This is a genomic window from Enterobacter sichuanensis (genome assembly GCF_009036245.1).
GTDB classification, from domain to species: Bacteria; Pseudomonadota; Gammaproteobacteria; order Enterobacterales; family Enterobacteriaceae; genus Enterobacter; species Enterobacter sichuanensis.
Genome location: NZ_CP027986.1, coordinates 680,609 through 706,528 on the forward strand (window position 1 = coordinate 680,609; position 25,920 = coordinate 706,528).

A 25,920-nucleotide genomic window follows, 5' to 3' on the forward strand; every position below is an offset into this window, starting at 1 on the left:
CGCCGTTTGCCAAAAATCCGCTGGCAACACATTTGCATTGATCCATGACATGGTTATGAATTAATATGCAAATAAAGTGAGTGAATATTCTCTGGAGGGTGTTTTGATTAAGTCAGCGCTATTGGTTCTGGAAGACGGAACCCAGTTTATCGGTCGGGCCATAGGGGCAACGGGTTCGGCGGTTGGGGAAGTCGTTTTCAATACTTCAATGACCGGTTATCAAGAAATCCTCACTGATCCTTCCTATTCTCGCCAAATCGTTACTCTTACTTATCCTCATATCGGCAATGTCGGCACCAATGCGGCTGACGAAGAGTCCTCTCAGGTACATGCGCAAGGTCTGGTCATTCGTGACCTGCCGCTGATTGCCAGCAACTTCCGCAACACTGAAGACCTCTCTTCTTACCTGAAGCGCCATAACATCGTGGCGATTGCCGATATTGATACCCGTAAGTTAACGCGTCTGCTGCGCGAGAAGGGTGCACAAAACGGCTGCATCATCGCAGGGGATAACCTGGATGCGGCTCTGGCGCTGGAAAAAGCGAAAGCCTTCCCGGGCCTGAACGGCATGGACCTGGCAAAAGAAGTGACCACAGCTGAAGCCTACAGCTGGACGCAGGGGAGCTGGACGCTCGAAGGCGACCTGCCGGAAGCGAAAAAAGAGAGCGAGCTGCCGTTCCACGTGGTGGCTTACGATTTCGGCGCCAAGCGCAACATCCTGCGCATGCTGGTTGACCGCGGCTGCCGCCTGACGGTGGTGCCGGCGAAAACGTCCGCTGAAGAGGTGCTGAAAATGAATCCGGACGGCATCTTCCTCTCTAACGGCCCTGGCGACCCGGCACCTTGTGACTACGCCATCAATGCCATCAAGTCCTTCCTGGAGACAGACATCCCGGTATTCGGTATCTGCCTCGGCCATCAGCTGCTGGCGCTGGCGAGCGGTGCGAACACCATCAAGATGAAGTTCGGTCACCACGGTGGTAACCACCCGGTGAAAGACATTGATAACAACACGGTGATGATTACCGCTCAGAACCACGGTTTCGCCGTCGATGAAGCGTCGATGCCGGCTAACCTGCGCGTGACTCATAAGTCACTGTTCGATGGCACCCTGCAGGGTATCCATCGCACCGATAAGCCAGCGTTCAGCTTCCAGGGCCACCCGGAAGCCAGTCCGGGCCCACACGATGCCGCGCCGCTGTTCGATCACTTCATCGAACTTATCGAGCAATACCGTAAGACCGCTAAATAATCAGGAGCCGAGAAGACAATGCCAAAACGTACAGACATAAAAAGCATCCTGATCCTTGGCGCTGGCCCGATCGTCATCGGCCAGGCCTGTGAATTCGACTACTCCGGTGCGCAGGCGTGTAAAGCCCTGCGAGAAGAGGGTTACCGCGTTATCCTGGTGAACTCGAACCCGGCCACCATCATGACCGACCCGGAAATGGCGGATGCAACCTACATCGAGCCGATTCACTGGGAAGTGGTACGTAAAATTATTGAAAAAGAGCGCCCGGATGCGGTGCTGCCAACCATGGGTGGCCAGACGGCGCTGAACTGTGCGCTGGAGCTGGAGCGTCAGGGCGTGCTGGCCGAGTTCGGTGTAACCATGATTGGCGCGACCGCCGACGCGATTGATAAAGCCGAAGATCGTCGCCGTTTCGACGTGGCGATGAAGAAAATCGGCCTCGACACCGCGCGTTCCGGTATTGCTCACAATATGGAAGAGGCGCTGGCCGTCGCGGCTGAAGTGGGTTATCCGTGCATCATCCGTCCATCCTTCACCATGGGTGGCACCGGCGGCGGTATCGCCTACAACCGCGAAGAGTTCGAAGAGATTTGCGAACGCGGTCTGGATCTCTCTCCAACCAAAGAGCTGCTGATTGATGAATCGCTGATTGGCTGGAAAGAGTACGAGATGGAAGTGGTGCGTGATAAAAACGACAACTGCATCATCGTCTGCTCCATCGAAAACTTCGATGCGATGGGGATCCACACCGGTGACTCCATCACCGTTGCGCCAGCCCAGACGCTGACCGATAAAGAGTATCAGATCATGCGTAACGCCTCGATGGCGGTACTGCGTGAAATCGGCGTGGAAACCGGCGGCTCAAACGTGCAGTTCTCGGTGAACCCGAAAACCGGCCGTCTGATCGTTATCGAAATGAACCCGCGCGTGTCCCGTTCTTCCGCGCTGGCCTCCAAAGCGACCGGCTTCCCGATTGCCAAAGTAGCAGCGAAGCTGGCGGTGGGGTATACCCTTGACGAGCTGATGAACGACATCACCGGTGGCCGCACGCCTGCGTCCTTCGAACCGTCCATCGACTACGTTGTAACCAAAATTCCTCGCTTCAACTTCGAGAAATTCGCCGGCGCGAACGACCGTCTGACCACTCAGATGAAATCTGTCGGTGAAGTGATGGCGATTGGCCGCACGCAGCAGGAGTCCCTGCAGAAAGCGCTGCGCGGCCTGGAAGTGGGTGCGACCGGTTTCGATCCGAAAGTGAGCCTGGACGACCCGGAAGCACTGACCAAAATCCGCCGCGAGCTGAAAGACGCGGGCGCTGAGCGTATCTGGTACATCGCCGATGCCTTCCGTGCAGGCCTCTCCGTCGACGGCGTATTCAACCTGACCAACATTGACCGCTGGTTCCTGGTGCAGATTGAAGAGCTGGTACGTCTCGAAGAGAAAGTAGCAGAGCTGGGTATTAACGGTCTGGATGCGGACTTCCTGCGCATGCTGAAGCGTAAAGGCTTCGCCGATGCGCGCCTGGCGAAACTGGCGGGCGTACGTGAAGCGGAAATCCGCAAGCTGCGTGATCAGTATGACCTGCATCCGGTCTACAAGCGAGTGGATACCTGTGCGGCGGAATTCTCGACCGACACCGCGTACATGTACTCCACCTATGAAGACGAGTGCGAAGCGAACCCGTCCGTTGACCGTGACAAGATTATGGTGCTGGGCGGTGGTCCAAACCGTATCGGCCAGGGCATCGAGTTCGACTACTGCTGCGTGCACGCTTCGCTGGCGCTGCGCGAAGACGGTTATGAGACCATCATGGTCAACTGTAACCCGGAAACGGTCTCTACCGACTATGACACTTCTGATCGCCTCTACTTCGAGCCCGTTACCCTGGAAGACGTGCTGGAAATCGTGCGTATCGAGAAGCCAAAAGGCGTTATCGTGCAGTACGGTGGCCAGACCCCACTGAAGCTGGCGCGTGCCCTGGAAGCCGCTGGCGTACCGGTTATCGGTACCAGCCCGGACGCGATTGACCGTGCGGAAGACCGCGAGCGTTTCCAGCAGGCGGTTGATCGTCTGAAGCTGAAGCAGCCGGCGAACGCCACCGTAACGGCCATTGAACAGGCTGTTGAGAAGGCGAAAGAGATTGGCTATCCGCTGGTGGTACGTCCTTCCTACGTACTGGGCGGCCGCGCGATGGAAATCGTCTATGACGAAGCAGACCTGCGTCGCTACTTCCAGACGGCGGTGAGCGTCTCCAACGATGCTCCCGTCCTGCTCGACCGCTTCCTCGACGATGCGGTAGAAGTGGACGTTGACGCCATCTGCGATGGCGAAATGGTGCTGATTGGCGGCATCATGGAGCACATCGAGCAGGCGGGCGTACACTCCGGTGACTCTGCCTGTTCTCTGCCAGCGTACACCCTGAGTCAGGAAATTCAGGACGTGATGCGCCAGCAGGTACAGAAGCTGGCCTTCGAACTGCAGGTTCGTGGTCTGATGAACGTTCAGTTTGCGGTGAAAGACAACGAAGTTTACCTGATTGAAGTGAACCCGCGTGCGGCGCGTACCGTCCCGTTTGTCTCCAAAGCCACGGGTATTCCGCTGGCGAAAGTGGCGGCACGCGTGATGGCGGGCCAGACGCTGGCTCAGCAGGGCGTAACCAAAGAGATCATTCCGCCGTACTACTCGGTGAAAGAAGTGGTTCTGCCATTCAACAAATTCCCGGGCGTTGACCCGCTGTTAGGGCCAGAGATGCGCTCTACCGGGGAAGTGATGGGCGTGGGCCGCACCTTTGCTGAAGCATTCGCGAAGGCGCAGCTGGGCAGTAACTCCACCATGAAGAAATCTGGCCGTGCGCTGCTCTCCGTTCGCGAAGGCGATAAAGAGCGCGTGGTTGACCTGGCTGCCAAGCTGCTTAAGCAGGGCTTCGAGCTGGATGCCACTCACGGTACGGCGATTGTGCTGGGTGAAGCCGGTATTAACCCGCGTCTGGTGAACAAGGTGCATGAAGGTCGTCCGCACATTCAGGATCGCATCAAGAATGGCGAATATACCTACATCATCAACACCACTGCGGGCCGCCAGGCGATTGAAGACTCCAAGCTGATTCGCCGCAGCGCGCTGCAGTATAAAGTGCACTACGACACCACCCTGAACGGCGGTTTCGCGACGGCCATGGCGCTGAATGCGGATGCCACCGAGAAGGTGATTTCGGTTCAGGAAATGCACGCGCAGATTAACAAGTAAGTTCATATGCCCGGCGGCGTAGCGTTGCCGGGCACTCTCCCTCTCTTCAGAACCTTCTGGTTTTCCATCCGCATTCAGTCAGTTAGCCTAAAATTGTTAGGTCGATAACGAAATTCAACTGAGAGCAGGGGAAAACACCATGCAAAATAAATTACTGATCGCGTCTCTTCTGTCTGCCACAACATTGTTCACCGTTGCGGGCTGTTCATCCAACCAGGCTGTAAAAACGACCGATGGCAAAACCATTGTCACCGACGGCAAACCGCAGGTGGATGACGATACCGGTCTGGTGTCGTATAAAAACGCCGAAACCGGTCAAACCGAGCAGATTAACCGTGACCAGGTGAAATCCATGGGCGAGCTGGATAACTAATAAAAAAAGCCGTGGCATCTGCCACGGCTTTTAGCCTTTCAGGAACGCTTACCAGCGGTGGTTCAACAGGATATGACCGCCATAGGCAGCAAAGCTGTTTTCACCCCATTCGCCGCTGGCCCGCAGAGAAACGGTGGTAGTCTCGTTCAAATTCCCGGTAACGCCCAGCTCTAGCTGGCCACGGTCTTCCGGCGTGTCGTTGCTGACAGTTTCACCGTTAAACGCCAGATCGTTTTGACCCACGCCTTTCAGCCAGTTCACGGCAACGTACGGCTGCCAGGCTTTGACATCCTTCTGCTGGAAGTAGCTTGATTTGACGCCCAGACGACCAAACAGACCGTCGTTGTCCAGGGTTGTCACCCGGACGCCGTCACGGTCGGTATGGTTTTCCTGATCAAGGTAGCTGTAAACGATCTGCGCCTGAGGTTCGATTTTCCAGGTGCGCTCATTTTCTGAATTAATCACCCACGCATGACCCACTTCGACAGAGGCAGCGAAACCTTCACTGTTGTAATCTTCGTCATTACGGTTGCTGGTCACTTTATTGTTGTACCAGCTATAGGCGGCCCAGGTATCAATGTAGCTGCCAAGGCGTAAGTTCTGATCTTCCTGCCAGGTGGCGTATAAACCTGCATTGAAGCCGTCGACTTTACCCTGCGCATCACGCACATTGTGTCTGGCCTCCGAGTGGGTTTTTGCCTGACCCGCACCAAACATGCCGCCCGCTCGCAGGATACCGTTATCCAGTGGCTTGCTCATGAAATCGCTGCCTATCTGAAGCACGGTAGTGGTGGTGTCATAATTGACTCTGTCGCCACCTGCGTCGTTTTCATGATAGCGGCCCTTAACGTACATCCAGGTATTGAGGTTATCTTCATTGCGGAAGGTGATTTGATCGCGATCGTCGCGCTTGTGGAGGAACATGCTTTGAGCAGCAAGGTAGTTGCCTAAATATGCGCCGACTTCCGGAGCCATGACTTCAGGGTTATTGTTGCTGCCATTACCGCCGTTGTCTCCGTTACCGCCATTGTCACCATTGTCACCATTGCCGCCGTTGTCACCGTTGTCGCCGTTGTCGCCGTTGTCTCCGTTACCGCCGTTGTCACCGTTGTCGCCGTTGTCACCATTGCCACCGTTATCTCCGTTATCTCCGTTATCTCCGTTATCGGGATCGTCAGCCGGATCGTCGGAGGGTGAAGCCTTCGATTCCAGATACCAGTTGCCATTACTGTGTTGATAAAGATTATATTCCCACGCGCCGGCAACGACGGGTTTAGCAAGCGTCAGTTGAGCTTCAGAGCTTCCACTCACGCTGACAATTTCCATGCCATTGACCGTTTGAGCGCCTAACCCACCCATATTGGAGACAGTAACGCCTGACTGCCCAAAGCTGCTGCCCGTAATCGTAAGATGATCGGTAGGTGCATCATCCGCGCCCAGCGTGCTGTTCAATACGATTTGGCTCCCCGCAGTGCCGGTATAATCTCCATTGATGGTAAAGTCATTGCCGACTGAATTATCCGCTGCGCTCAGTAAAAGCGTACCGCTGTTGGTCACGTTGCCGTTGATGGTATCCGCGCCCGAGTTGCGCAATGTCGGGTTGCCCTGAATGGCATTCCATGCAGCCAGCGTGCCGCCGCTAAGAATAGTGATGTTATCGTATACCGTCCCGGCCGTGGCAAACCTGGCTCCGCTCTGCACGGTCACCGTGGCATGACTGTTTTCAACGCCCAGGGTCGCACCGGACGCGACCAGCGTGGTGCCGCTATACAGGGTAGTATCACCGCTATAGCTGTTGTTACCGGTCAACGTCAGCGTATGCGAATCCCTTTTTTCAACACTCCCGCTGCCGGTCATGTTAGTGGTGAAGGTGAAATTATCGCCCTGGTTGAAGATAACCGAGCCGTTATTCGTGAGCCCTCCACTCAGGTTTGCGACGCTTTCGCCATTACCCAACTGCAGAACCGCATTTTCAGCGACCAGCGTGTTCCCCGCATTTGCGACGGTTCCGGCCAGGGTCAGAGTGCCGCTATTGACCTGCAGTGAATCACCCGTGCCGATAATGTCGACATCACCAGTGAGCGTCCAGTCTTCCCCGTCCATAGCAAGAGAAGCGAAACCATCACCTTCGTTTAGCCCAATAAAATTGCTGTCCTCGGCGCCGGTTCCCACCAGCCTTAGGATGTTCCCTTTTGAAAGGGTAGAAATGACATCACCTGACAGTGACGATCCTGTGTTAAGCGTCAGTGTATTATTTTTGTTGCTGGCGAACAGGATTGCAGTACTACCGCCGCCAATTGAACCTGTATTAATGATCTCAATTTTGGATGAGCCCATGACGTTAATACCATTCTGATAACCATCAATAATACCACTATTGATAATTTTCGAGTTTCCGTCACTTAGGGCAATTCCATCATTTTGAGTGCCTTTGATAGAACCCTCGTTATTAATGGGCGTGCCGATGTTCACCAGCATACCCGTCTTGCCTTCAATAAGGCCTGTTGCGCTGTTTGAAATATTTACTGCTGAGGACTCTTCATCAATATAAATACCATTTTCAAAACCAATGATACTTCCTTTGTTATTGAGTTCGCCCTGCATGGATTGAATGTTTACTGCGTTTGCGGTTGTTGAGGAAATAGTTGCCCCCTCCTCGTTGTTAATCACAACACGCTGTGCGTTAGTATTAATATCAAGTCCGTCCGCTTTTGCGGTGATTTTTCCTTTATTGGTGACAGAGGTAACGTCCATACCAGAAACAGTTACTGCGGCAACATTATCAAGAGAGGAAATCGTGACGTTTTTATTAATGATATATTCAGATTCTGAGGAAAAATCTTGCGGGACAGAAGTCGACTGATCAATGGTTGCTGCATGGTTTATTATTGGCGTAAAAACTAACAGGACGGGAAATAACTTTCCCAGCAATTGGGTTGTCCTGTTTAATATGTGGTGTTTGTCACTCATATTCACATCCATTTAAAATGAAAGTTGAAGAACAAAGAAGTATCTTCTCTTTTAAAGAGAGTTGTTATTCGGAAAGGGGTTAAATTATTATATTTTCAATGGGTTATGTATACATCTATTTATTAAAATGCGATTTTAATTATTCTTAATATTTCATATGTGCAAATGAAAAAGAGTCATTTATTGGTGAGATTAATAAGATTAACGATGTTCAGATAAGTGCTGGCATAATCACGAGCATGGGGCACCGTGAGTAGCAATACTTGCGTTTTGCATCTGCGATGCCAATCAACACTTTCAGCAGGCTGGTTAACTGTCTACACTCACACCTACAAGAGAGATAAGCCAGTCAACGCAGGCCCATTGATGATTCTGATAATTTACGCCCATCCTTATCCGCAACACTCGCATGCGAATAAGCGGATGCTTGAGCAGGTAAGGACGCTTGATAACGTAGAGATACGCTCCCTGTATCAACTCTATCCCGATTTTAATATCGATATCGCCGCCGAGCAGGAGGCACTTTCCCGTGCCGATCTGATCGTCTGGCAGCATCCCATGCAGTGGTATAGCACGCCCCCGCTTCTGAAACTGTGGATTGATAAAGTGTTCTCCCACGGCTGGGCGTATGGCCACAATGGCCATGCGCTAAAAGGGAAAAGCCTGATGTGGGCGGTCACCACCGGCGGCGGGGAAAGTCATTTTGATATTGGCACCTTCCCGGGGTTTGACGTTCTGGCGCAGCCGCTGCAGGCGACGGCGCTCTACTGTGGTCTGAACTGGCTCCCGCCATTTGCGATGCACTGTACGTTTGTCTGCGATGATGAAACGCTGCAGGCGCAGGCTCGTCATTATAAACAACGCTTACTTGAATGGCAGGAGAAGCATCATGGATAGCCATACGCTAATACAGGCGCTGATTTACCTCGGCGCGGCGGCGCTGATTGTGCCCGTCGCGGTACGCCTGGGGCTGGGTTCTGTTCTTGGCTACCTGATTGCGGGCTGCGTTATTGGTCCGTGGGGCTTTCGTCTGGTGACGGATGCCGAGGCGATTCTCCACTTCGCTGAGATTGGCGTCGTGCTGATGCTCTTTGTGATTGGCCTGGAACTCGATCCGCAGCGCCTGTGGAAACTTCGCGCTTCGGTATTTGGTGGTGGGGCTTTACAGATGGTGGCCTGCGGCCTGCTGCTGGGTGGGTTCTGTATCCTGCTGGGAATGGACTGGAAAGTGGCAGAGCTTATCGGCATGACGCTGGCGCTCTCCTCGACGGCGATTGCCATGCAGGCGATGAACGAGCGTAATTTGACGGTTTCGCAGATGGGGCGCAGTGCGTTCTCAGTGCTGCTGTTCCAGGACATTGCCGCTATTCCGCTGGTGGCGATGATCCCGTTGCTGGCGGCCAGTGGGTCCTCGACGACGCTGGGCGCTTTCGCGCTGTCCGCACTGAAAGTGGTGGGGGCACTGGCGCTGGTGGTTCTGCTTGGACGCTATGTCACCCGTCCGCTGCTGCGGTTTGTTGCCCGCTCCGGTTTGCGCGAAGTGTTCAGCGCCGTGGCGCTGTTCCTGGTGTTTGGCTTTGGTCTGCTGCTGGAAGAGGCCGGGCTGTCGATGGCGATGGGGGCGTTCCTCGCCGGCGTTCTGCTGGCGAGTTCTGAATATCGTCACGCGCTGGAAAGCGATATCGAGCCGTTCAAAGGGTTGCTGCTGGGGCTGTTTTTCATCGGCGTGGGGATGTCCGTTGACTTCGGCACGCTGGTGACGCACCCGCTGCGGATTGTCATCCTGCTTGTCGGCTTCCTGGTCATTAAAATGGCGATGCTGTGGCTAATTGCGCGTCCGCTGAAGGTGCCGAATAAGCAGCGCAGCTGGTTTGCGGTTCTGCTGGGGCAGGGGAGCGAATTTGCGTTCGTGGTCTTCGGCGCAGCGCAGATGGCAAATGTTCTCGATCCGGAGTGGGCGAAAGCCCTGACGCTGGCGGTCGCCCTGTCGATGGCGGCGACGCCCGTTCTGCTGGTTGTACTGACGCGCCTGGAAAAATCGGGCAGCGAACAGGAGCGCGAAGCTGATGAGATCGACGAGGAGCAGCCGCGCGTGATCATCGCCGGATTTGGTCGCTATGGGCAGATCGTGGGCCGTTTACTGCTGTCGAGCGGCGTGAAAATGGTCATCCTCGATCACGACCCCGACCATGTCGATACCCTGCGTAAGTTCGACATGAAAGTCTTTTACGGCGACGCAACGCGCGTCGATCTGCTGGAATCTGCTGGCGCGGCAAAAGCCGAGGTACTGATTAACGCCATTGACGATCCGGAAACCAGCATGCAGATGGTGGAACTGGTCAAAGAGCACTTCCCGGCGCTGACCATTATCTCCCGCGCCCGCGATGTAGATCACTATATCCGGCTGCGGCAGGCGGGGGTAGAAGCACCGGAGCGTGAAACATTTGAAGGTGCGCTGAAATCTGGCCGTATGGCGCTGGAAAATCTGGGGCTCGGCGCGTATGAAGCGCGCGAGCGTGCAGACTTGTTCCGCCGCTTTAATACCGGGATGGTGGAAGAGATGGCGGCAATGGCTGGCAGCTCGGCCACGGAGCGCGCGGCCGTGTTCAAACGCACCAGTGCGATGCTGACGGATATCATTAATGAGGACCGCAATCATCTGTCGCTGATCCAGCGTCATGGCTGGCAGGGCACGGAAGAGGGCAAGCATACCGGCGATCCGGCTGATGAGCCTGAGAGTAAACCTTCCGCGTGAAGTGGAGTTGCCAGCAATAATAAAAAATTTCTTTATCTTTACCCTGCCGCCAGTCGACGAAAGATTAAGCTTTCCGTATAGTGGCGGCAATTTTTTGCATCCGGGAAATTTTCAATGATCAGTCTGATTGCAGCGCTGGCGGTGGACCGCGTTATCGGTATGGAAAATGCCATGCCGTGGAACCTGCCTGCCGATCTTGCATGGTTTAAACGTACTACGTTAAACAAGCCGGTAGTGATGGGCCGCCTGACCTGGGAGTCGATTGGTCGTCCATTGCCGGGCCGGAAGAATATCGTTATCAGTAGCCAGCCAGGCACTGACGATCGCGTCGAATGGGTAAAATCTGTCGACGAGGCGATTGCTGCGTGTGGCAATGCCGAAGAGATCATGGTGATTGGCGGTGGGCGTGTATACGAGCAGTTCCTGCCAAAAGCGCAGAAGCTGTATCTGACCCACATTGATGCGGAAGTGGAAGGGGATACCCATTTCCCGGACTACGATCCGGACGAGTGGGAATCCGTATTCAGCGAATTCCACGACGCGGATGCTCAGAACTCCCACAGCTACTGCTTCGAGATTCTGGAACGTCGTTAAGTGATTTTTCCCTCTCCCGGCCGGGAGAGGGAATGACGTATCAGGAGGCAACGGCCTCGTCTTCCCCTAAGTCCAGCTGTCGGTTGGATGGCTGAACAAAGTAAGCTTTATCTTCCCAGCGCAGACAGGTTAACTCTCCACCCCAGCAGCATCCGGTATCCAGACCGTAGATCCCCTCCGGTGTCCCTTTTCCTTCAAGTGCCGCCCAGTGACCAAATACCACGCTGTACTCGCTTGTCACCGGCCCCGGAATGGCAAACCACGGCTTGAGCGGGGCTGGCGCGCTTTCCGGCGTCTCTTTGGAATACATGTCCAGCTGCCCGTTCGGGAAGCAGAAACGCATACGTGTGAAGGCGTTGGTGATAAAGCGCAGACGAGCCAGGCCGCTGAGATCCTCGCTCCAGTGGTTCGGCATATCGCCGTACATGGCATCAAGGAAGAAAGGATAGGAGTCGCTCGCCAGTACCGCCTCCACGTCACGCGCACAGGTTTTCGCCGTCTCCAGATCCCATTGTGGCGTGATCCCGGCATGCGCCATGACCAGCTTTTTCTCTTCGTCGATCTGCAGCAAGGGCTGACGGCGCAGCCAGTTAATCAGATCGTCGGCGTCCGGCGCATCCAGCAGCGGAGTGAGGCGATCTTTAGGCTTGTTGCGACTGATCCCGGCGAAGACCGCCAGCAGATGCAGATCGTGATTGCCCAGCACCATGCGTACATTATCGCCGAGTGATTTTACGAAGCGCAGAACCTCCAGTGAGCCAGGGCCACGCGCGACCAGATCGCCCGTCAGCCAGAGCGTGTCCTGCCCTGGCGTAAAGTCGACCTGTTTTAATAATGCGATCAGTTCATCGTAGCAACCGTGAACGTCGCCAATCAGATATGTAGACATTAGATTAATGAATGAGTGTTGTAACGGCGAGACGGAACACAGGAATGGCAACGCGGAATCCATTGCCATCGACGTCGACCATTTCATAATGGCCTTGCATGGTACCCATCGGCGTTTCAATCACTGCACCGCTGGTGTACTGATACTCTTCACCAGGGGCGATGTGGGGTTGTTCACCGACCACACCTTCTCCCTGAACTTCGATTTCGCGGCCATTGCCGTTGGTAATAAGCCAGTAGCGCCCACGCAGCTGCACAGGCACCCGCCCCAGGTTACGAATGGTCACAGTGTAAGCAAAGACAAAACGTTCTTCATCCGGCGAGGATTGCGATTCAACATAGACGCTTTGTACATGGACACATACGCGGGGCGAATCAATCATGGCTTAACTCTCCTTCGGCGGCGCATTTTCGCTGATGTAATTAGCCAGCTTGCAGTACTGCTCTACGGAAATGTTTTCCGCTCGCATTGCCGGGTCGATCCCCAGTTCCGCTAACACCTCAACGGTGAACGAATTGCTCAGACTGTTGCGGATCGTTTTCCGGCGCTGATTAAAGGCTTCTGTGGTGATGCGGCTCAGTACACGCAGATCTTTTACCGGGTACGGTTTCGTTTTATGCGGCACCAGGCGTACAACCGCAGAATCCACTTTCGGTGGTGGCGTAAAGGCGGATGGCGGAACTTCGAGAACCGGGATCACGTTGCAGTAATATTGCGCCATCACGCTTAAACGACCATACGCTTTACTGTTCGGGCCTGCAACCAGACGGTTAACAACCTCTTTTTGCAACATGAAGTGCATGTCGGCAATGGCATCAGTATAGCTAAACAGGTGGAACATCAGCGGGGTGGAAATGTTGTACGGCAGGTTGCCGAACACGCGCAGCGGCTGACCCATTTTCTCTGACAGCTCGCCAAAGTTCATGGTCATGGCATCCTGCTGATAAATGGTCAGCTTCGGCCCAAGGAACGGGTGCGTTTGCAGGCGTGCGGCCAGATCGCGGTCCAGTTCGATGACGGTCAGTGCGTCAAGGCGTTCGCCGACCGGCTCGGTCAGCGCGGCAAGGCCCGGGCCGATTTCGACCATCGCCTGACCTTTTTGCGGGTTAATAGCCGAGACAATGCTTTCGATCACGAACTGATCGTTAAGGAAGTTTTGCCCGAAACGTTTACGGGCTAAGTGGCCCTGATGGACTCGATTAGTCATTGAGTATTAACAATCATTTTGATGGCGAGATTAAGCGCCGTAATAAAACTGCCGACATCCGCTTTCCCCTGGCCTGCCAGATCCAGCGCAGTACCGTGGTCAACGGACGTTCGAATAAAGGGTAAACCGAGAGTGATATTCACCCCGCGGCCAAAGCCCTGGTATTTTAGCACGGGCAGGCCCTGATCGTGGTACATCGCGAGCACGGCGTCGGCATTATCAAGGTATTTCGGCTGGAAAAGGGTATCAGCAGGCAGCGGCCCGCTTAAGTGCATCCCTTTTGCGCGCATTTCTTCAAGGACCGGAATAATGGTGTCGATCTCTTCGGTACCCATATGCCCGCCTTCACCGGCGTGCGGATTCAGGCCGCAAACCAGAACGTGCGGCTGCTTGATGCCGAATTTGGTTTGCAGATCATGATGCAGGATCCCGATGATCTCCCGCAGCAGTTCCGGGGTAATGGCATCCGGAATGGCCTTGATGGGCAGATGGGTTGTGACAAGCGCAACACGCATCGCCTCCGTTGCCAGCATCATGACGACTTTCGGGCTGTGCGAGCGCTCTTCAAAAAACTCTGTATGCCCGGTAAAGGGAATACCCGCTTCGTTAATGACGCCTTTGTGGACCGGGCCGGTAATCAGGGCAGCAAATTCACCCTTCAGACAACCGTCGCAGGCGCGCGCAAGAGTTTCAACGACATAGTGACCGTTTTCCGTGCTGAGCTGGCCCGGAATAACAGGCGTACGCAGGGGAACAGGAAGAAGCGTGAGCGTACCGGCTTGCTGTGGTGCAGGCTGTTGACCTTCAACGTAGGGGATGAGCGTTAAAGGCAGACCGAGCAGCGTTGCCCGGTCTTGTAACAGTGTTGCATCAGCGCAGACGACCAGCTCCACCGGCCAGCTGCGCTGGGCAAGCTGAACGACGAGGTCAGGCCCAATCCCGGCGGGTTCGCCGGGCGTGATCACAACACGATGCTGTTTCATTAGTTGCTCAGAATTTTTACGTAAGCGCTGGCGCGTTGTTCCTGCATCCAGGTTGCCGCTTCTTCAGAGAACTTACGGTTAAACAGCATACGGTAGGCTCTGTCTTTCTGCGCCGCATCGGTTTTATCCACGTTACGGGTGTCCATCAGCTCGATGAGGTGCCAGCCAAATGAAGAGTGTACTGGCGCACTGATCTGGCCTTTGTTCAGCTTCATCAGGGCATCACGGAACGCAGGATCGTAAATATCTGCAGCCGCCCAACCCAGATCGCCACCCTGGTTAGCAGAGCCGGGATCCTGAGAAAACTCTTTTGCCGCATTTGCAAACGAGGTTTTACCGCTCTTAATGTCAGCAGCAATCTGCTCAAGCTTTGCACGAGCCTGATCGTCAGTCATGATCGGTGACGGTTTCAGAAGAATGTGGCGAGCATGCACTTCGGTGACGGAAATACTCTGGCTCTGTCCACGCAGATCGTTCACTTTCAGAATATGGAAGCCCACACCTGAACGGATTGGGCCGACGATATCACCTTTCTTCGCGGTGCTCAGTGCCTGGGCGAAGATGGAAGGCAGCTCCTGAATACGACCCCAGCCCATCTGGCCGCCTTTCAGCGCCTGCTGGTCAGCGGAGTAGGTAATGGCCAGCTTGCCGAAGTCACCGCCATTACGCGCCTGCTCTACAATGGAACGCGCCTGGCTTTCGGCTTCCGCAGCCTGGTCGGAGGTTGGATTCTCAGGAAGCGGGATCAGAATGTGGCTCAGGTTCAGCTCTGTACTGGCGTCATTCTGGTTGCCCACCTGTTTTGCCAGCGCGTCCACTTCCTGCGGCAGGATCGTGACGCGGCGACGCACTTCATTGTTACGCACTTCCGAAATCAGCATCTCTTTACGGATCTGGTTACGGTAGGTGGCATAGCTGATTCCGTCATAGGCCAGACGGCTGCGCATCTGGTCTAAAGACATATTGTTCTGCTTCGCGATGTTAGCGATGGCCTGATCGAGTTGCTCGTCAGTGACCTTCACGCCCATTTTCTGACCCATCTGCAAAACGATCTGATCCATGATCAGACGCTCCAGGATCTGGTGGCGCAATGTGGCGTCATCCGGCAGCTGCTGACCTGCTTCGCCGGAATTGAGCTTCACCGACTTCATCAGACCGTCAACGTCACTTTCGAGTACAACGCCGTTGTTAACCACAGCGGCGACTTTATCAACAACCTGGGGGGCCGCGAAGCTGGTATTCGCAACCATAGCGACACCGAGCAGCAGCGTTTTCCAGTTCTTCATACTTTTTCCATTTCAATTAACCGCAAAGCGGATTACGTTGCAAATCAAGCACATTACAAGGAACTGCGGTAAGGCAGAATGTTCGAGCGCAGCATCTGCTGCGTGCCCAGGCCATAGTTGGAACTCAGGCCGCGCAGTTCGACATTGAAGCCAATCACGTTATCGTATTTGCTCTGATTGTTGTCAGTATTCCAGCCGTTAAGCTTACGTTCGTAACCGACGCGCAGCGCGTAACAGCAGGAGTTATATTGCAAACCAACCATCTGGTCGGCAGGCTTACTGGTGTTGGTGTCAAAGTAGTAAGCGCCTACAATTGACCAACGGTCGGCGATAGGCCAGCTTGCTGCGCCACCGACCTGCGAAATACCGTCTTTATACTGTTCTCTGTTCGCATAGTCTGGCAATGTCGCCTGGATATATTCCGGGCTGGCATAACGGTACGTCAGCTGCACCATACGGTCTTCATCACGACGGTACTCAATTGCCGCACTGCTGGTCGCAATGTTGTCGAGACGCGTATCGTACTGCAGCCCACCGCGTAAGCCCCAGCGGTCCGTCATGCGCCAGTAAGTATCACCCGCCCAGACCAGGGAACCGGTCTTGTTGTCTTTCTCCCAGTTAATGTTGTCATCACCGGTGCGAGACTCGGTGAAATAGTAGATTTGACCAACGGAAACGTTAAAACGTTCAACGGCAGCGTCATCATATACGCGCGTTGTGACACCGGTCGTTAACTGGTTAGCGGAGGCAATTCGGTCAAGACCGCCGTAGGTACGGTCACGGAACAGGCCGCTGTAGTCAGACTGCAGGAAGGACGAGTCGTAGTTCTGGATTTTGCTCTGGTCGCGATACGGCACGTAGAGATACTGCATCCGCGGTTCCAGCGTTTGCGTATAGCCATCAGCCAGTAACCCCATATCACGTTCAAAGATCAGCTTACCGTCCATTTTAAATTGCGGAAGGGTACGGTTAACCGATTCCTGAAGATCGGTGTTGTTACTGGCGTTGTAATCATCCACATTTTTCTGCTGATAGTGTGTCGCCATCAGCTTGGCTTCTGTGTTCAGGCTTGCCCAGTCGTTAGACCACGGCAGGTTGATGGTCGGCTCCAGGTGAATACGCGTGGCTTCCGGCATATCCGAGTTGGTATTCACGAAATGGACCGCCTGCGCGTAAACGCGGGTGTCAAATGGCCCAACATCGTTCTGATACCAGTTCACATCCAGCTGCGGCTCTGCGCCGTAAGTGCTTCGCGTCTGGGTACTAAAGACCTGGAACTGTTTCGTTGAGACCGTGGCGTTAAAGTTTTGAATAGCATAGCCAACGCTGAATTTCTGCGTCGCATAACCATCGGTACTTGAACCGTATTTGGAGTCAAAGTCGTTGAAGTAGTAAGGATCGCTGACCTTGGTGTAGTCGACGTTAAAACGCCAGACCTGATCCATCACACCCGCATGGCGCCAGTAGTACAACCAACGGTGTTTGTCCCCTTCGGTCGGATGCTCATCCTGGAAGACTTTATCTGACGGCAGATAATCGAGCTCCATCAGGCCTGCACCCGCCTGGGTCAGGTAGCGGAACTCGTTCTCCCACATGACGTTGCCGCGCTTATGGATATAGTGCGGCGTGATGGTCGCGTCCATGTTGGGCGCGATGTTCCAGTAATACGGCAGGTAGAACTCAAAATAGTTCGAGGTGCTGTATTTGGCATTCGGGATCAGGAAGCCTGAGCGACGTTTGTCACCGACAGGAAGCTGCAGATAAGGGCTGTAGAAAACGGGCACCGGACCCAGCTTGAAGCGGGCATTCCAGATCTCTGCGACCTGCTCTTCACGGTCGTGGATAACCTCGCTTCCGACCACGCTCCAGGTATTAGAACCCGGCAGACAGGAGGTAAAGGAGCCATTTTCCAGGATCGTATAACGGTTTTCACCGCGCTGTTTCATCAGGTCTGCATTACCACGCCCCTGACGACCCACCATCTGGTAATCACCTTCCCAGACGTTAGTGTCTTTGGTGTTCAGGTTTGACCAGGCTTTCGGACCTTTCAGGATGACCTGATTGTCGTCATAGTGCACATTACCCAGCGCATCCACCGTTCGTACCGGCTCGGCCGCACCTTCCGGCTGCTTCTGGTGCAACTGCACTTCATCTGCCTGCAGGCGGCTGTTGCCCTGGTTAATATCCACATTGCCCGTAAACGTGGCATTGTCAGGATAGGTACCTTTCGAACTGTCGGCAGTAATGGTTACCGGCAAGCTATTTGTATCGCCCTTCACCAGTGGACGATTATAGCTTGGGACGCCAAGCATACATTGCGAGGCGAGATCGGCCGCCAGCCCCTGTTGACTGTACAGGGCGGAGCCAATCATTGTGGCCAGGAGGGTGGGGATACGTTTTTTCATACGTTGTATTTTATTGTTCCGTCATCAGTGGCTACGGCTTACAAACGCTCAGAGACTATCTTACTCATCTGCGCAGTACCAGCGTTAATCCTGCCTGTTTGCGTGCCAGAGTGTTAGGCTCGCTATCGAATGACGAGTATGATAAAGCAAATTATAGGCGATGTCCTTCAATTGACCGTGACTTGAACACTGTGATGATGACGTTGCGTCGGCAAGGAATATGACTATCCGGGGAGTATATGCAGTATTGGGGTAAAATAATCGGCGTTGCGTTCGCCATCATCATGGGTGCCGGGTTCTGGGGAATCGTGCTTGGGCTGATTATCGGGCATATGTTTGATAAAGCGCGCAGCCGCAAAATGGCCTGGTTTGCCAATCAGCGCGAGCGTCAGTCGCTCTTTTTCTCCACCACCTTTGAGGTCATGGGGCACTTAACCAAATCCAAAGGACGTGTGACAGAAGCCGATATTCAGATTGCCAGCGTCTTTATGGATCGCATGAATCTGCATGGTGACTCCCGTCTGGCAGCGCAAAATGCGTTTCGCATCGGCAAATCGGACAACTATCCGCTGCGTGAAAAAATGCGTCAGTTCCGCAGCATCTGCTTCGGTCGCTTTGATTTAATTCGGATGTTTCTGGAAATCCAGATCCAGGCGGCCTTCGCCGACGGTTCCCTGCACCCCAATGAACGCGACGTGCTGTACGTCATTGCGGAAGAGCTGGGTATCTCCCGTATGCAGTTCGACCAGTTCCTGCGCATGATGCAGGGCGGGGCACAGTTTGGCGGCGGTTATCACCAGCAGTCGTCTGGCGGCACCTGGCAGCAGGCGCAGCGTGGCCCGACGCTGGAAGATGCCTGCAACGTACTAGGCGTGAAGCCCACCGACGATGTGACCACCATTAAACGTGCCTATCGCAAGCTGATGAGTGAACATCACCCGGACAAACTGGTCGCGAAAGGCTTACCGCCGGAAATGATGGAGATGGCGAAGCAAAAAGCGCAGGAAATCCAGAAGGCCTACGAGCTCATTAAAGAGAAGAAAGGTTTCAAATAAAAAAAGCCCGACGATGTCGGGCTTTTTTTTAGAAATCCACCGGGGCTTTAAACGTCATCGCGTTACCGAAGGCCGGATGGGTGATGGTGAGCGTCTGCGCATGGAGCTGAAGACGCGGCGCTAACGCCAGCGCCTCAGGCGGGGCGTAAAACCGGTCGCCCAGAATCGGATGCCCCAGGGCGAGCATATGCACGCGCAGCTGATGTGAACGTCCGGTAATCGGCTTAAGCAGGACGCGCGCGGTGTTATCCGTTGCGTACTCCAGCACTTCATACTCGGTCTGCGCGGCCTTGCCGGTTTCATAGCACACCTTCTGCTTTGGCCGGTTCGGCCAGTCGCAAATCAGGGGTAAATCCACCAGCCCTTCCGCCTGCGCAGGATGGCCCCAGACGCGGGCGACATACTGTTTCTTCGGCTCACGCTCGCGGAACTGGCGTTTTAACTCGCGTTCCGCGGCTTTATTCAGCGCCACCACAATCACACCACTGGTGGCCATGTCCAGGCGATGGACGGACTCCGCCTGAGGATAATCACGCTGAATACGCGTCATCACGCTGTCTTTGTGCTCATCCAGACGCCCCGGCACGGACAACAGGCCGCTGGGCTTGTTGACCACCATAATATGCTCATCCTGATACAGAATGACCAGCCAGGGATCCTGCGGTGGATTGTACGGCTCCATCACCATCTTGCGCTCCGTTTACTGATGCGTCACAACGATAAGACGCAGGGCGTCCAGACGCCAGCTCGCCTGATTCAGGCTTTCCAGCACCTGCTGACGGTTGCTTTCAATCGCCGTCAGTTCGTCGTCACGGATGTTGGGGTTAACCGCTTTTAACGCTTCCAGACGTGACAGCTCCGCAGACAGTTTCTCGTCGGCTTCATTGCGCGCGGTATCAATCAGCGCTCGGGCCGATTTTTCAATCTGGGTTTCACCCAGTTGCAGAATGGCATGCACATCCTGCTGAACTGCGTTAACCAGTTTGCTGCCCGTATGGCGATTCACCGCGCTCAGCTGGCGGTTGAAGCTCTCAAATTCAACCTGTCCTGCCAGGTTAGTGCCGTTTTTGTCCAGCAGCAGACGGACAGGCGTTGGCGGCAGGAAGCGGTTGAGCTGCAGCTGTTTCGGCGCCTGCGCTTCCACAACATAAATCAGCTCCAGCAGCAGGGTGCCGACAGGCAGCGCCTTGTTTTTCAACAGGGAGATGGTGCTGCTGCCGGTATCGCCGGACAGGATCAGGTCCAGGCCGTTGCGGATCAGCGGGTGTTCCCAGGTGATGAACTGGGCGTCTTCACGGGAGAGCGCCACATCACGCTCGAAGGTGATGGTGCAGCCATCTTCCGGCAGGCCCGGGAAATCCGGAACCAGCATGTGATCGGACGGGGTCAGGACAATCAGATTCTCGCCGCGATCGTCCTGGTTAATGCCCACGATGTCGAACAGATTCATGGAGAAGCTGATCAGACTGGTGTCATCATCCTGCTCTTCAATGCTCTCGGCAAGCGCCTGCGCTTTTTCACCGCCGTTGGAGTGGATCTCCAGCAAACGGTCGCGGCCCTGTTCCAGCTGCGCTTTCAGCGCCTCGTGTTTCTCACGGCAGGTGGCGATCAGCTCATCGAACCCGTCCACGTTTTCCGGTGCGGCAAGATAGCCGATCAGATCGCCATGCACCTGATCGTAAATCGTGCGGCCCGTCGGGCAGGTATGTTCAAACGCATCCAGACCTTCGTGGAACCAGCGTACCAGCACGGACTGGGCGGTTTTTTCCAGATAAGGGACATGGATCTGGATATCATGCGCCTGGCCGATACGATCGAGACGGCCGATACGCTGTTCCAGCAGATCCGGGTTGAACGGCAGATCGAACATGACCAGGTTGCTGGCGAACTGGAAGTTACGGCCTTCAGAACCGATTTCAGAGCACAGCATCACCTGAGCGCCGCTGTCCTCTTCGGCAAACCACGCCGCGGCGCGGTCGCGTTCAACGATGGACATGCCTTCATGGAACACGGCGGCGCGGATACCTTCGCGTTCACGCAGGACCTGTTCCAGCTGTAGCGCAGTCGCCGCTTTGGCACAGATCACCAGCACTTTCTGGGAACGGTGGGCGGTCAGGTAGCCCATCAACCACTCCACGCGCGGATCGAAGTTCCACCAGGTGCCGGTATCACCTTCGAATTCCTGGTAGATTTGTTCCGGATAGAGCATGTCACGAGCACGCTCTTCCTGAGTTTTGCGTGCGCCCATGATGCCGGAGACTTTTATCGCCGTCTGATACTGTGTCGGCAGCGGCAGCTTTATGGTATGCAGTTCGCGTTTCGGGAACCCTTTCACACCGTTACGGGTGTTACGGAACAGCACGCGGCTGGTGCCGTGGCGGTCCATCAACATGTCGATCAGCTCTTTACGCGCGGATTCTGCGTTATCGCTTTCACTGTTGGCAGCCTGCAGCAGCGGCTCAATGTCCTGCTCGCCAATCAGATCGCTCAGGGTATTAAGTTCGTCATTAGAGAGGCGCTTGCCCGCCAGCAGCAGGGCGACGGCATCCGCGACCGGACGGTAGTTATTTTGTTCTTCGACGAACTGCGCAAAATCGTGGAAACGGTTAGGGTCGAGCAGACGCAGACGGGCGAAGTGGCTTTCCAGACCCAGCTGTTCCGGCGTTGCGGTCAGCAGCAGGACGCCAGGCACGCGCTCGGCAAGCTGCTCAATAGCCAAATATTCGCGGCTCGGTGCCTCTTCGCTCCAGACCAGATGGTGCGCTTCATCGACCACCATCAGATCCCATTCGGCATCACACAGGTGCTCAAGGCGCTGCTTGCTGCGGCGCACAAAGTCCAGGGAGCAGATCACCAGTTGTTCCGTTTCGAACGGGTTATCCGCGTCGTGCTGGGCTTCGGCATAGCGCTCGTCATCAAACAGGGAGAAGCGCAGGTTAAAGCGACGCAGCATTTCGACCAGCCACTGGTGCTGCAGGGTTTCAGGAACCACTATCAGCACGCGCTCGGCGGCGCCGGAAAGCAGCTGCTGATGCAGGATCATACCTGCTTCAATGGTCTTACCCAGGCCCACTTCATCTGCCAGCAGCACGCGCGGGGCGTGACGACGGCCCACGTCATGAGCGATGTTCAGCTGGTGGGGTATCAGGCTGGTACGCTGGCCACGCAGGCCGCTCCACGGCATACGGTACTGTTCACTCTGGAACTTACGTGCGCGATAGCGCAGCGAGAAGCGGTCCATTCGATCGATTTGCCCGGCAAACAGGCGATCCTGCGGTTTGCTGAAAACCAGTTTGCTGTCGAGCAGCACTTCACGCAGGACGACATTGGTCTCGTCGGTATCCAGGCGAGTGCCAATGTAGGCGAGCAGTCCATTCTCTTCTTTTACGTCTTCAATCTTGAGCTGCCAGCCGTCATGGCTGGTCACGGTGTCACCCGGATTAAACATTACGCGGGTCACAGGGGAGTCATTGCGAGCGTACAGGCGGTTTTCACCGGTGGCGGGGAAGAGGAGGGTAACCATACGCGCATCGACAGCAACGACGGTTCCCAATCCAAGTTCGCTTTCTGTATCGCTGATCCAGCGTTGACCAAGTGTAAAAGGCATAGTTGTTCGGCTCTAATCTTTAATTGCAGGCAATAGTTCGACCCCGTCAAAAAAGACGGTCATCGAAAAATGGGTCCGGGAATGGAAAGGGCGCTATGGTACTGGATGGCAGCCATTTCGTCACGCGTCAAAATAGGCCAAGTTGCCCTGTAACCAGTGTAGCAAAATCGTCGTCGATGAAGGGCAAAATTCCGTCTGCGACGGGCTGAAGCTGACGCGTCAGATAGTGATCGTAATCCAGAGGAGAGTGTTGATAATCCACGGGTTCCGGGCCGTTAATCGTCCAGACATATTTAATGGTTCCCCGGTTCTGATACTGCGGCGCACGACCCCGGCGCACGTTTTCTTCATCCGCCAGCCGCGCGGCGCGAACGTGGGGAGGGACGTTACGCTGGTACTCTGCGAGCGGGCGGCGCAGGCGCTTGCGATAGACCAGCTGTGCGTCAAGCTCACCCGCCATCAGGCTGGCTATCGTCTCGCGCACGTAATCCTGATAGGGCTCATTGCGAAACACCCGCAGATAGAGTGTTTGCTGGAACTGCTGCGCCAGGGGCGTCCAGTCGGTACGCACAGTCTCCAGCCCTTTAAAGACCATCCGCTGCGCGTCGCCTTCCTGAATCAGTCCGGCGTAGCGTTTCTTGCTGCCCTGCTCGGTCCCGCGAATCGTGGGCATTAAAAAGCGGGCGAAATGGGTTTCAAATTCCAGCTCCAGCGCGCTGGTTAGCCGCGCTTTTTGCAAATGCTCCTGCCACCAGCCGTTCACGAATTCGACCAGCGTTTTGCCGATGCGCGCGGCATCCTCTTCTGAATGCACGCCCTTAAGCCACACGAAGGTGGAGTCCGTGTCGCCATAGATGACGTCATAGCCCTGAGATTCAATCAGCGCTTTTGTCTGGCGCATAATCTCGTGCCCGCGCATGGTGATCGAGGAGGCCAGCCGTGGGTCGAAGAAGCGACAGGCGCTGGTGCCCAGTACCCCGTAAAAGGCATTCATGATGATTTTCAGCGCCTGTGAGAGTGGCTTGTTGCCGTGGCGCTTTGCCTCGTCGCGGCCGTGCCAGATATTTCCCACAATGTCAGGCAGGCAGTGTTTTTCCCGCGAGAAGCGGGCGCCGAGGAAGCCTTCTGTGCTGTGTTCATCATCCGGCTGGGCCATGCCCTCAATCAACCCGACGGGATCGATCAGAAAGGTGCGGATAATCGACGGATAGAGGCTTTTGTAATCGAGGACCAGTACGGAGTCATACAGTCCTGGCCTGGAATCCATAACGTAACCGCCAGGGCTGGCCTGCGGCGGCACCTCGCCGAGGTTAGGGGCGACATAGCCTGCCCGGTGCATCCGGGGGAAGTAGAGGTGGCTAAAGGCCGCCACGGAGCCGCCGTGCCTGTCAGCCGCAAGACCGTTCACCGTCGCACGCTCCAGCAAAAACGGCATAATCTCGGTTTTGTGGAAAATCTGCGTGACCAGCTCGCAATCTTTCAGGTTATAGGTGGCGAGCGCCGGTTTATCTTCGTTAAAGCGCCGGTCAATCTCATCCATTCTGTCCCAGGGGTTGTCGATGGATTTGCCCTCGCCAAGCAGCTCCTGTGCGACCGCTTCAAGGGAGAAGGAAGAGAAATTCCAGAAGGCGGATTTCAGCGCCTCAATGCCGTCGATAATCAGGCGGCCTGTCGCCTGGGCGAAGAAGACGCCGTTTTTAAAACCGTGTTCGCGCCACTCCAGCTCGCTGTTGCCGCGCCCGAGCATCAGCGGGATGCGATACCGCTCGGCGTGTTTTTGCAGTACGCGCAGGTCGAACTGCACCACGTTCCAGCCGATCAGGACGTCGGGATCGTAGTCGGCAAACCACTGGTTGAGCTTCTCCAGCAGCTGTGGCCGGCTGTTAACATACTCAAGCCGGAAATCCAGCGCGGAGGCATCACCGTTCGGCGGCCCAAGCATATAGACAACGCGATCGCCGCAGCCTTCAAGACCGATGCAGTACAGTTCACCGTGGCGGGTGGTTTCAATATCCAGCGACACCCATTTTAGCGGCGGGCGGTAGTGCGGGTTCGGCTTCAGGCGCGCGTTGCTAATTTTACCGTTTTGCAATGAGCCATCGACCCAGACGGGAGCGGTAATAAACCGCTCCATCAGAAAGCGTTCAGGTGGGCGGATATCGGCTTCGTAGAGCGTCACGCCCGCTTCACGAAGCAGTTTTTCATAGCGCATCAGCTGGCGATGTGCGCGGCAGTAGAGGCCGAAAACCGGCTGACGGTGGAAGTCTTTCAGTTCAAGCGGCGTCAAACGCCAGCCGTTTTCGCCGCGCAGCAGCTGCTTTACTTTCCCGACATGCGCTTCAGGAATAAACGCGACGGACTCCTGCGGGGGCAGCGTGACCTGCAGCGGGCCGTTGTCCGTTGCCAGCCAGAATTCAACTTCAGTGCCCTGAGGGGTATCCCGCCAGTGTCGGGTCAGTAAAAAGCCTTCTTGCGCCTGCGCCACGCCGTTATCCCATAAAACAAAACCAGGCCTGATTATAGCCTGGTTGAATGTTTTATGCTGGGGATATATACAGCTTACTGCCCGTAGTAGGCCTTTGCACCGTGCTTGCGCAGATAATGCTTATCCAGCAGGGTTTGCTGCATGTCCGGCAGCTGTGGCGCCAGCTGGCGACAGAAGATCCCCATATAGGCCACTTCTTCAAGCACAATCGCGTTATGCACCGCATCTTCCGCGTTTTTACCCCAGGCAAAGGGGCCATGGGAGTGTACCAGCACGCCGGGCATTTGCGCCGCGTCGATTCCCTGTTTCTCGAAGGTTTCAACAATCACGTTGCCGGTTTCCCACTCGTACTCGCCGTTAATTTCAGCGTCGGTCATCAGGCGCGTGCAGGGGATGGTGCCGTAAAAGTAGTCTGCGTGGGTGGTGCCGGTCGCCGGGATGGACTGGCCCGCCTGCGCCCAGATGGTGGCATGGCGCGAATGGGTATGCACAATACCGCCGATGGTCGGAAATGAACGATACAGCAACCGGTGGGTTGGCGTATCGGAGGAGGGCTTTTTGTTCCCTTCCACCACTTCACCCGTTTCGATGCTGACAACGACCATATCGTCTGCGGTCATCACCGTGTAATCCACTCCGGAAGGCTTGATCACGAAGACGCCTTTTTCGCGGTCAACGGCGCTCACGTTGCCCCAGGTGAGGGTGACGAGATTGTGTTTCGGCAGCGCCAGGTTAGCTTCAAGAACCTGACGTTTGAGATCGTCTAACATTGTTGTCTCCTGCCGGATGGCGCTTCGCTTATCCGGCCTACAGAAC

The 25,920-nt window shown here is 55.2% G+C and carries 18 protein-coding genes; 7 read left to right on the forward strand and 11 right to left on the reverse strand.

Annotated features, from left to right (window positions below; translation table 11 throughout):
* Nucleotides 1-103: 103 nt before the first annotated feature.
* The 3 genes from carA (at nucleotide 104) to C1N69_RS03285 (ending at nucleotide 4,868) form a co-directional block, all read left to right on the forward strand.
* On the forward strand, nucleotides 104-1,252 hold the full coding sequence (gene carA, locus C1N69_RS03275; protein WP_025758028.1) for a glutamine-hydrolyzing carbamoyl-phosphate synthase small subunit: 1,149 nt from the start codon (nucleotides 104-106) through the stop codon (nucleotides 1,250-1,252).
* A gap of 18 nt (nucleotides 1,253-1,270) precedes the next feature.
* The gene (carB, locus tag C1N69_RS03280; RefSeq protein ID WP_025758027.1) at nucleotides 1,271-4,495 is read left to right on the forward strand and encodes a carbamoyl-phosphate synthase large subunit; all 3,225 of its coding nucleotides are present in this window, start codon (nucleotides 1,271-1,273) and stop codon (nucleotides 4,493-4,495) included.
* 139 nt (nucleotides 4,496-4,634) lie between these two features.
* Entirely contained in the window at nucleotides 4,635-4,868 is a 234-nt protein-coding gene (locus C1N69_RS03285) for a YgdI/YgdR family lipoprotein (RefSeq protein WP_025758026.1), read from the forward strand.
* A 48-nt stretch (nucleotides 4,869-4,916) separates the two neighbouring features.
* On the opposite strand, the gene C1N69_RS03290 is transcribed toward C1N69_RS03285, so the two are convergent.
* Complete coding sequence (locus C1N69_RS03290; RefSeq protein WP_155030684.1) at nucleotides 4,917-7,838, reverse strand: autotransporter family protein; 2,922 nt, start codon at nucleotides 7,836-7,838, stop codon at nucleotides 4,917-4,919.
* Between the two features lie 366 nt (nucleotides 7,839-8,204).
* Between C1N69_RS03290 and kefF the strand changes: the two genes are divergently transcribed.
* The 3 genes from kefF (at nucleotide 8,205) to folA (ending at nucleotide 11,187) form a co-directional block, all read left to right on the forward strand.
* Nucleotides 8,205-8,735 (forward strand): glutathione-regulated potassium-efflux system oxidoreductase KefF, encoded by a 531-nt coding sequence (gene kefF, locus C1N69_RS03295; protein ID WP_155030685.1) that lies wholly within the window; start codon nucleotides 8,205-8,207, stop codon nucleotides 8,733-8,735.
* Nucleotides 8,728-10,593 carry a glutathione-regulated potassium-efflux system protein KefC gene (gene kefC, locus C1N69_RS03300; protein WP_155030686.1) on the forward strand — a complete coding sequence of 622 codons (1,866 nt, stop codon included), beginning with the start codon at nucleotides 8,728-8,730 and terminating at the stop codon, nucleotides 10,591-10,593. Before kefF ends, kefC begins: the two co-directional genes overlap by 8 nt.
* A 114-nt stretch (nucleotides 10,594-10,707) precedes the next feature.
* Nucleotides 10,708-11,187, forward strand: coding sequence for a type 3 dihydrofolate reductase (gene folA, locus C1N69_RS03305; protein WP_008502023.1), 480 nt, complete (start codon nucleotides 10,708-10,710; stop codon nucleotides 11,185-11,187).
* Between the two features lie 40 nt (nucleotides 11,188-11,227).
* Here the strand turns inward: folA and apaH are convergent, their stop codons facing one another.
* From apaH to lptD, 6 genes are read right to left on the reverse strand one after another with little or no spacing between them, the layout of a single operon-like run.
* Complete coding sequence (gene apaH / locus C1N69_RS03310) at nucleotides 11,228-12,076, reverse strand: bis(5'-nucleosyl)-tetraphosphatase (symmetrical) ApaH (protein ID WP_155030687.1); 849 nt, start codon at nucleotides 12,074-12,076, stop codon at nucleotides 11,228-11,230.
* A 4-nt stretch (nucleotides 12,077-12,080) separates the two neighbouring features.
* The gene (gene apaG / locus C1N69_RS03315) at nucleotides 12,081-12,458 is read right to left on the reverse strand and encodes a Co2+/Mg2+ efflux protein ApaG (RefSeq protein WP_025758021.1); all 378 of its coding nucleotides are present in this window, start codon (nucleotides 12,456-12,458) and stop codon (nucleotides 12,081-12,083) included.
* Nucleotides 12,459-12,461: 3 nt separating this feature from the next.
* The gene (gene rsmA, locus C1N69_RS03320; protein WP_025758020.1) at nucleotides 12,462-13,283 is read right to left on the reverse strand and encodes a 16S rRNA (adenine(1518)-N(6)/adenine(1519)-N(6))-dimethyltransferase RsmA; all 822 of its coding nucleotides are present in this window, start codon (nucleotides 13,281-13,283) and stop codon (nucleotides 12,462-12,464) included.
* Complete coding sequence (gene pdxA / locus C1N69_RS03325) at nucleotides 13,280-14,266, reverse strand: 4-hydroxythreonine-4-phosphate dehydrogenase PdxA (protein WP_047957732.1); 987 nt, start codon at nucleotides 14,264-14,266, stop codon at nucleotides 13,280-13,282. Before pdxA ends, rsmA begins: the two co-directional genes overlap by 4 nt.
* Nucleotides 14,266-15,552: a peptidylprolyl isomerase SurA gene (gene surA / locus C1N69_RS03330; RefSeq protein WP_047957733.1), complete on the reverse strand. Its 1,287-nt coding sequence runs from the start codon at nucleotides 15,550-15,552 to the stop codon at nucleotides 14,266-14,268. The genes pdxA and surA overlap by 1 nt, the downstream gene beginning before the upstream one ends.
* 53 nt (nucleotides 15,553-15,605) lie before the next feature.
* Entirely contained in the window at nucleotides 15,606-17,957 is a 2,352-nt protein-coding gene (gene lptD, locus C1N69_RS03335; RefSeq protein WP_155030688.1) for an LPS assembly protein LptD, read from the reverse strand.
* 239 nt (nucleotides 17,958-18,196) lie between these two features.
* Here lptD and djlA point away from each other — a divergent pair, with 239 nt between their 5' ends.
* Nucleotides 18,197-19,012, forward strand: coding sequence for a co-chaperone DjlA (gene djlA / locus C1N69_RS03340; RefSeq protein WP_025758016.1), 816 nt, complete (start codon nucleotides 18,197-18,199; stop codon nucleotides 19,010-19,012).
* 28 nt (nucleotides 19,013-19,040) lie between these two features.
* On the opposite strand, the gene rluA is transcribed toward djlA, so the two are convergent.
* From rluA to araD, 4 genes are all read right to left on the reverse strand, one after another.
* Complete coding sequence (rluA, locus tag C1N69_RS03345; protein ID WP_047957735.1) at nucleotides 19,041-19,700, reverse strand: bifunctional tRNA pseudouridine(32) synthase/23S rRNA pseudouridine(746) synthase RluA; 660 nt, start codon at nucleotides 19,698-19,700, stop codon at nucleotides 19,041-19,043.
* Between the two features lie 12 nt (nucleotides 19,701-19,712).
* Nucleotides 19,713-22,619, reverse strand: coding sequence for an RNA polymerase-associated protein RapA (gene rapA, locus C1N69_RS03350; protein ID WP_047957736.1), 2,907 nt, complete (start codon nucleotides 22,617-22,619; stop codon nucleotides 19,713-19,715).
* A 127-nt stretch (nucleotides 22,620-22,746) separates the two neighbouring features.
* The gene (gene polB, locus C1N69_RS03355; RefSeq protein ID WP_155030689.1) at nucleotides 22,747-25,104 is read right to left on the reverse strand and encodes a DNA polymerase II; all 2,358 of its coding nucleotides are present in this window, start codon (nucleotides 25,102-25,104) and stop codon (nucleotides 22,747-22,749) included.
* A gap of 74 nt (nucleotides 25,105-25,178) precedes the next feature.
* A complete protein-coding gene (gene araD, locus C1N69_RS03360; RefSeq protein WP_025758012.1) occupies nucleotides 25,179-25,874 on the reverse strand; it encodes an L-ribulose-5-phosphate 4-epimerase in 696 nt (231 codons plus the stop codon).
* Nucleotides 25,875-25,920 lie beyond the last annotated feature (46 nt).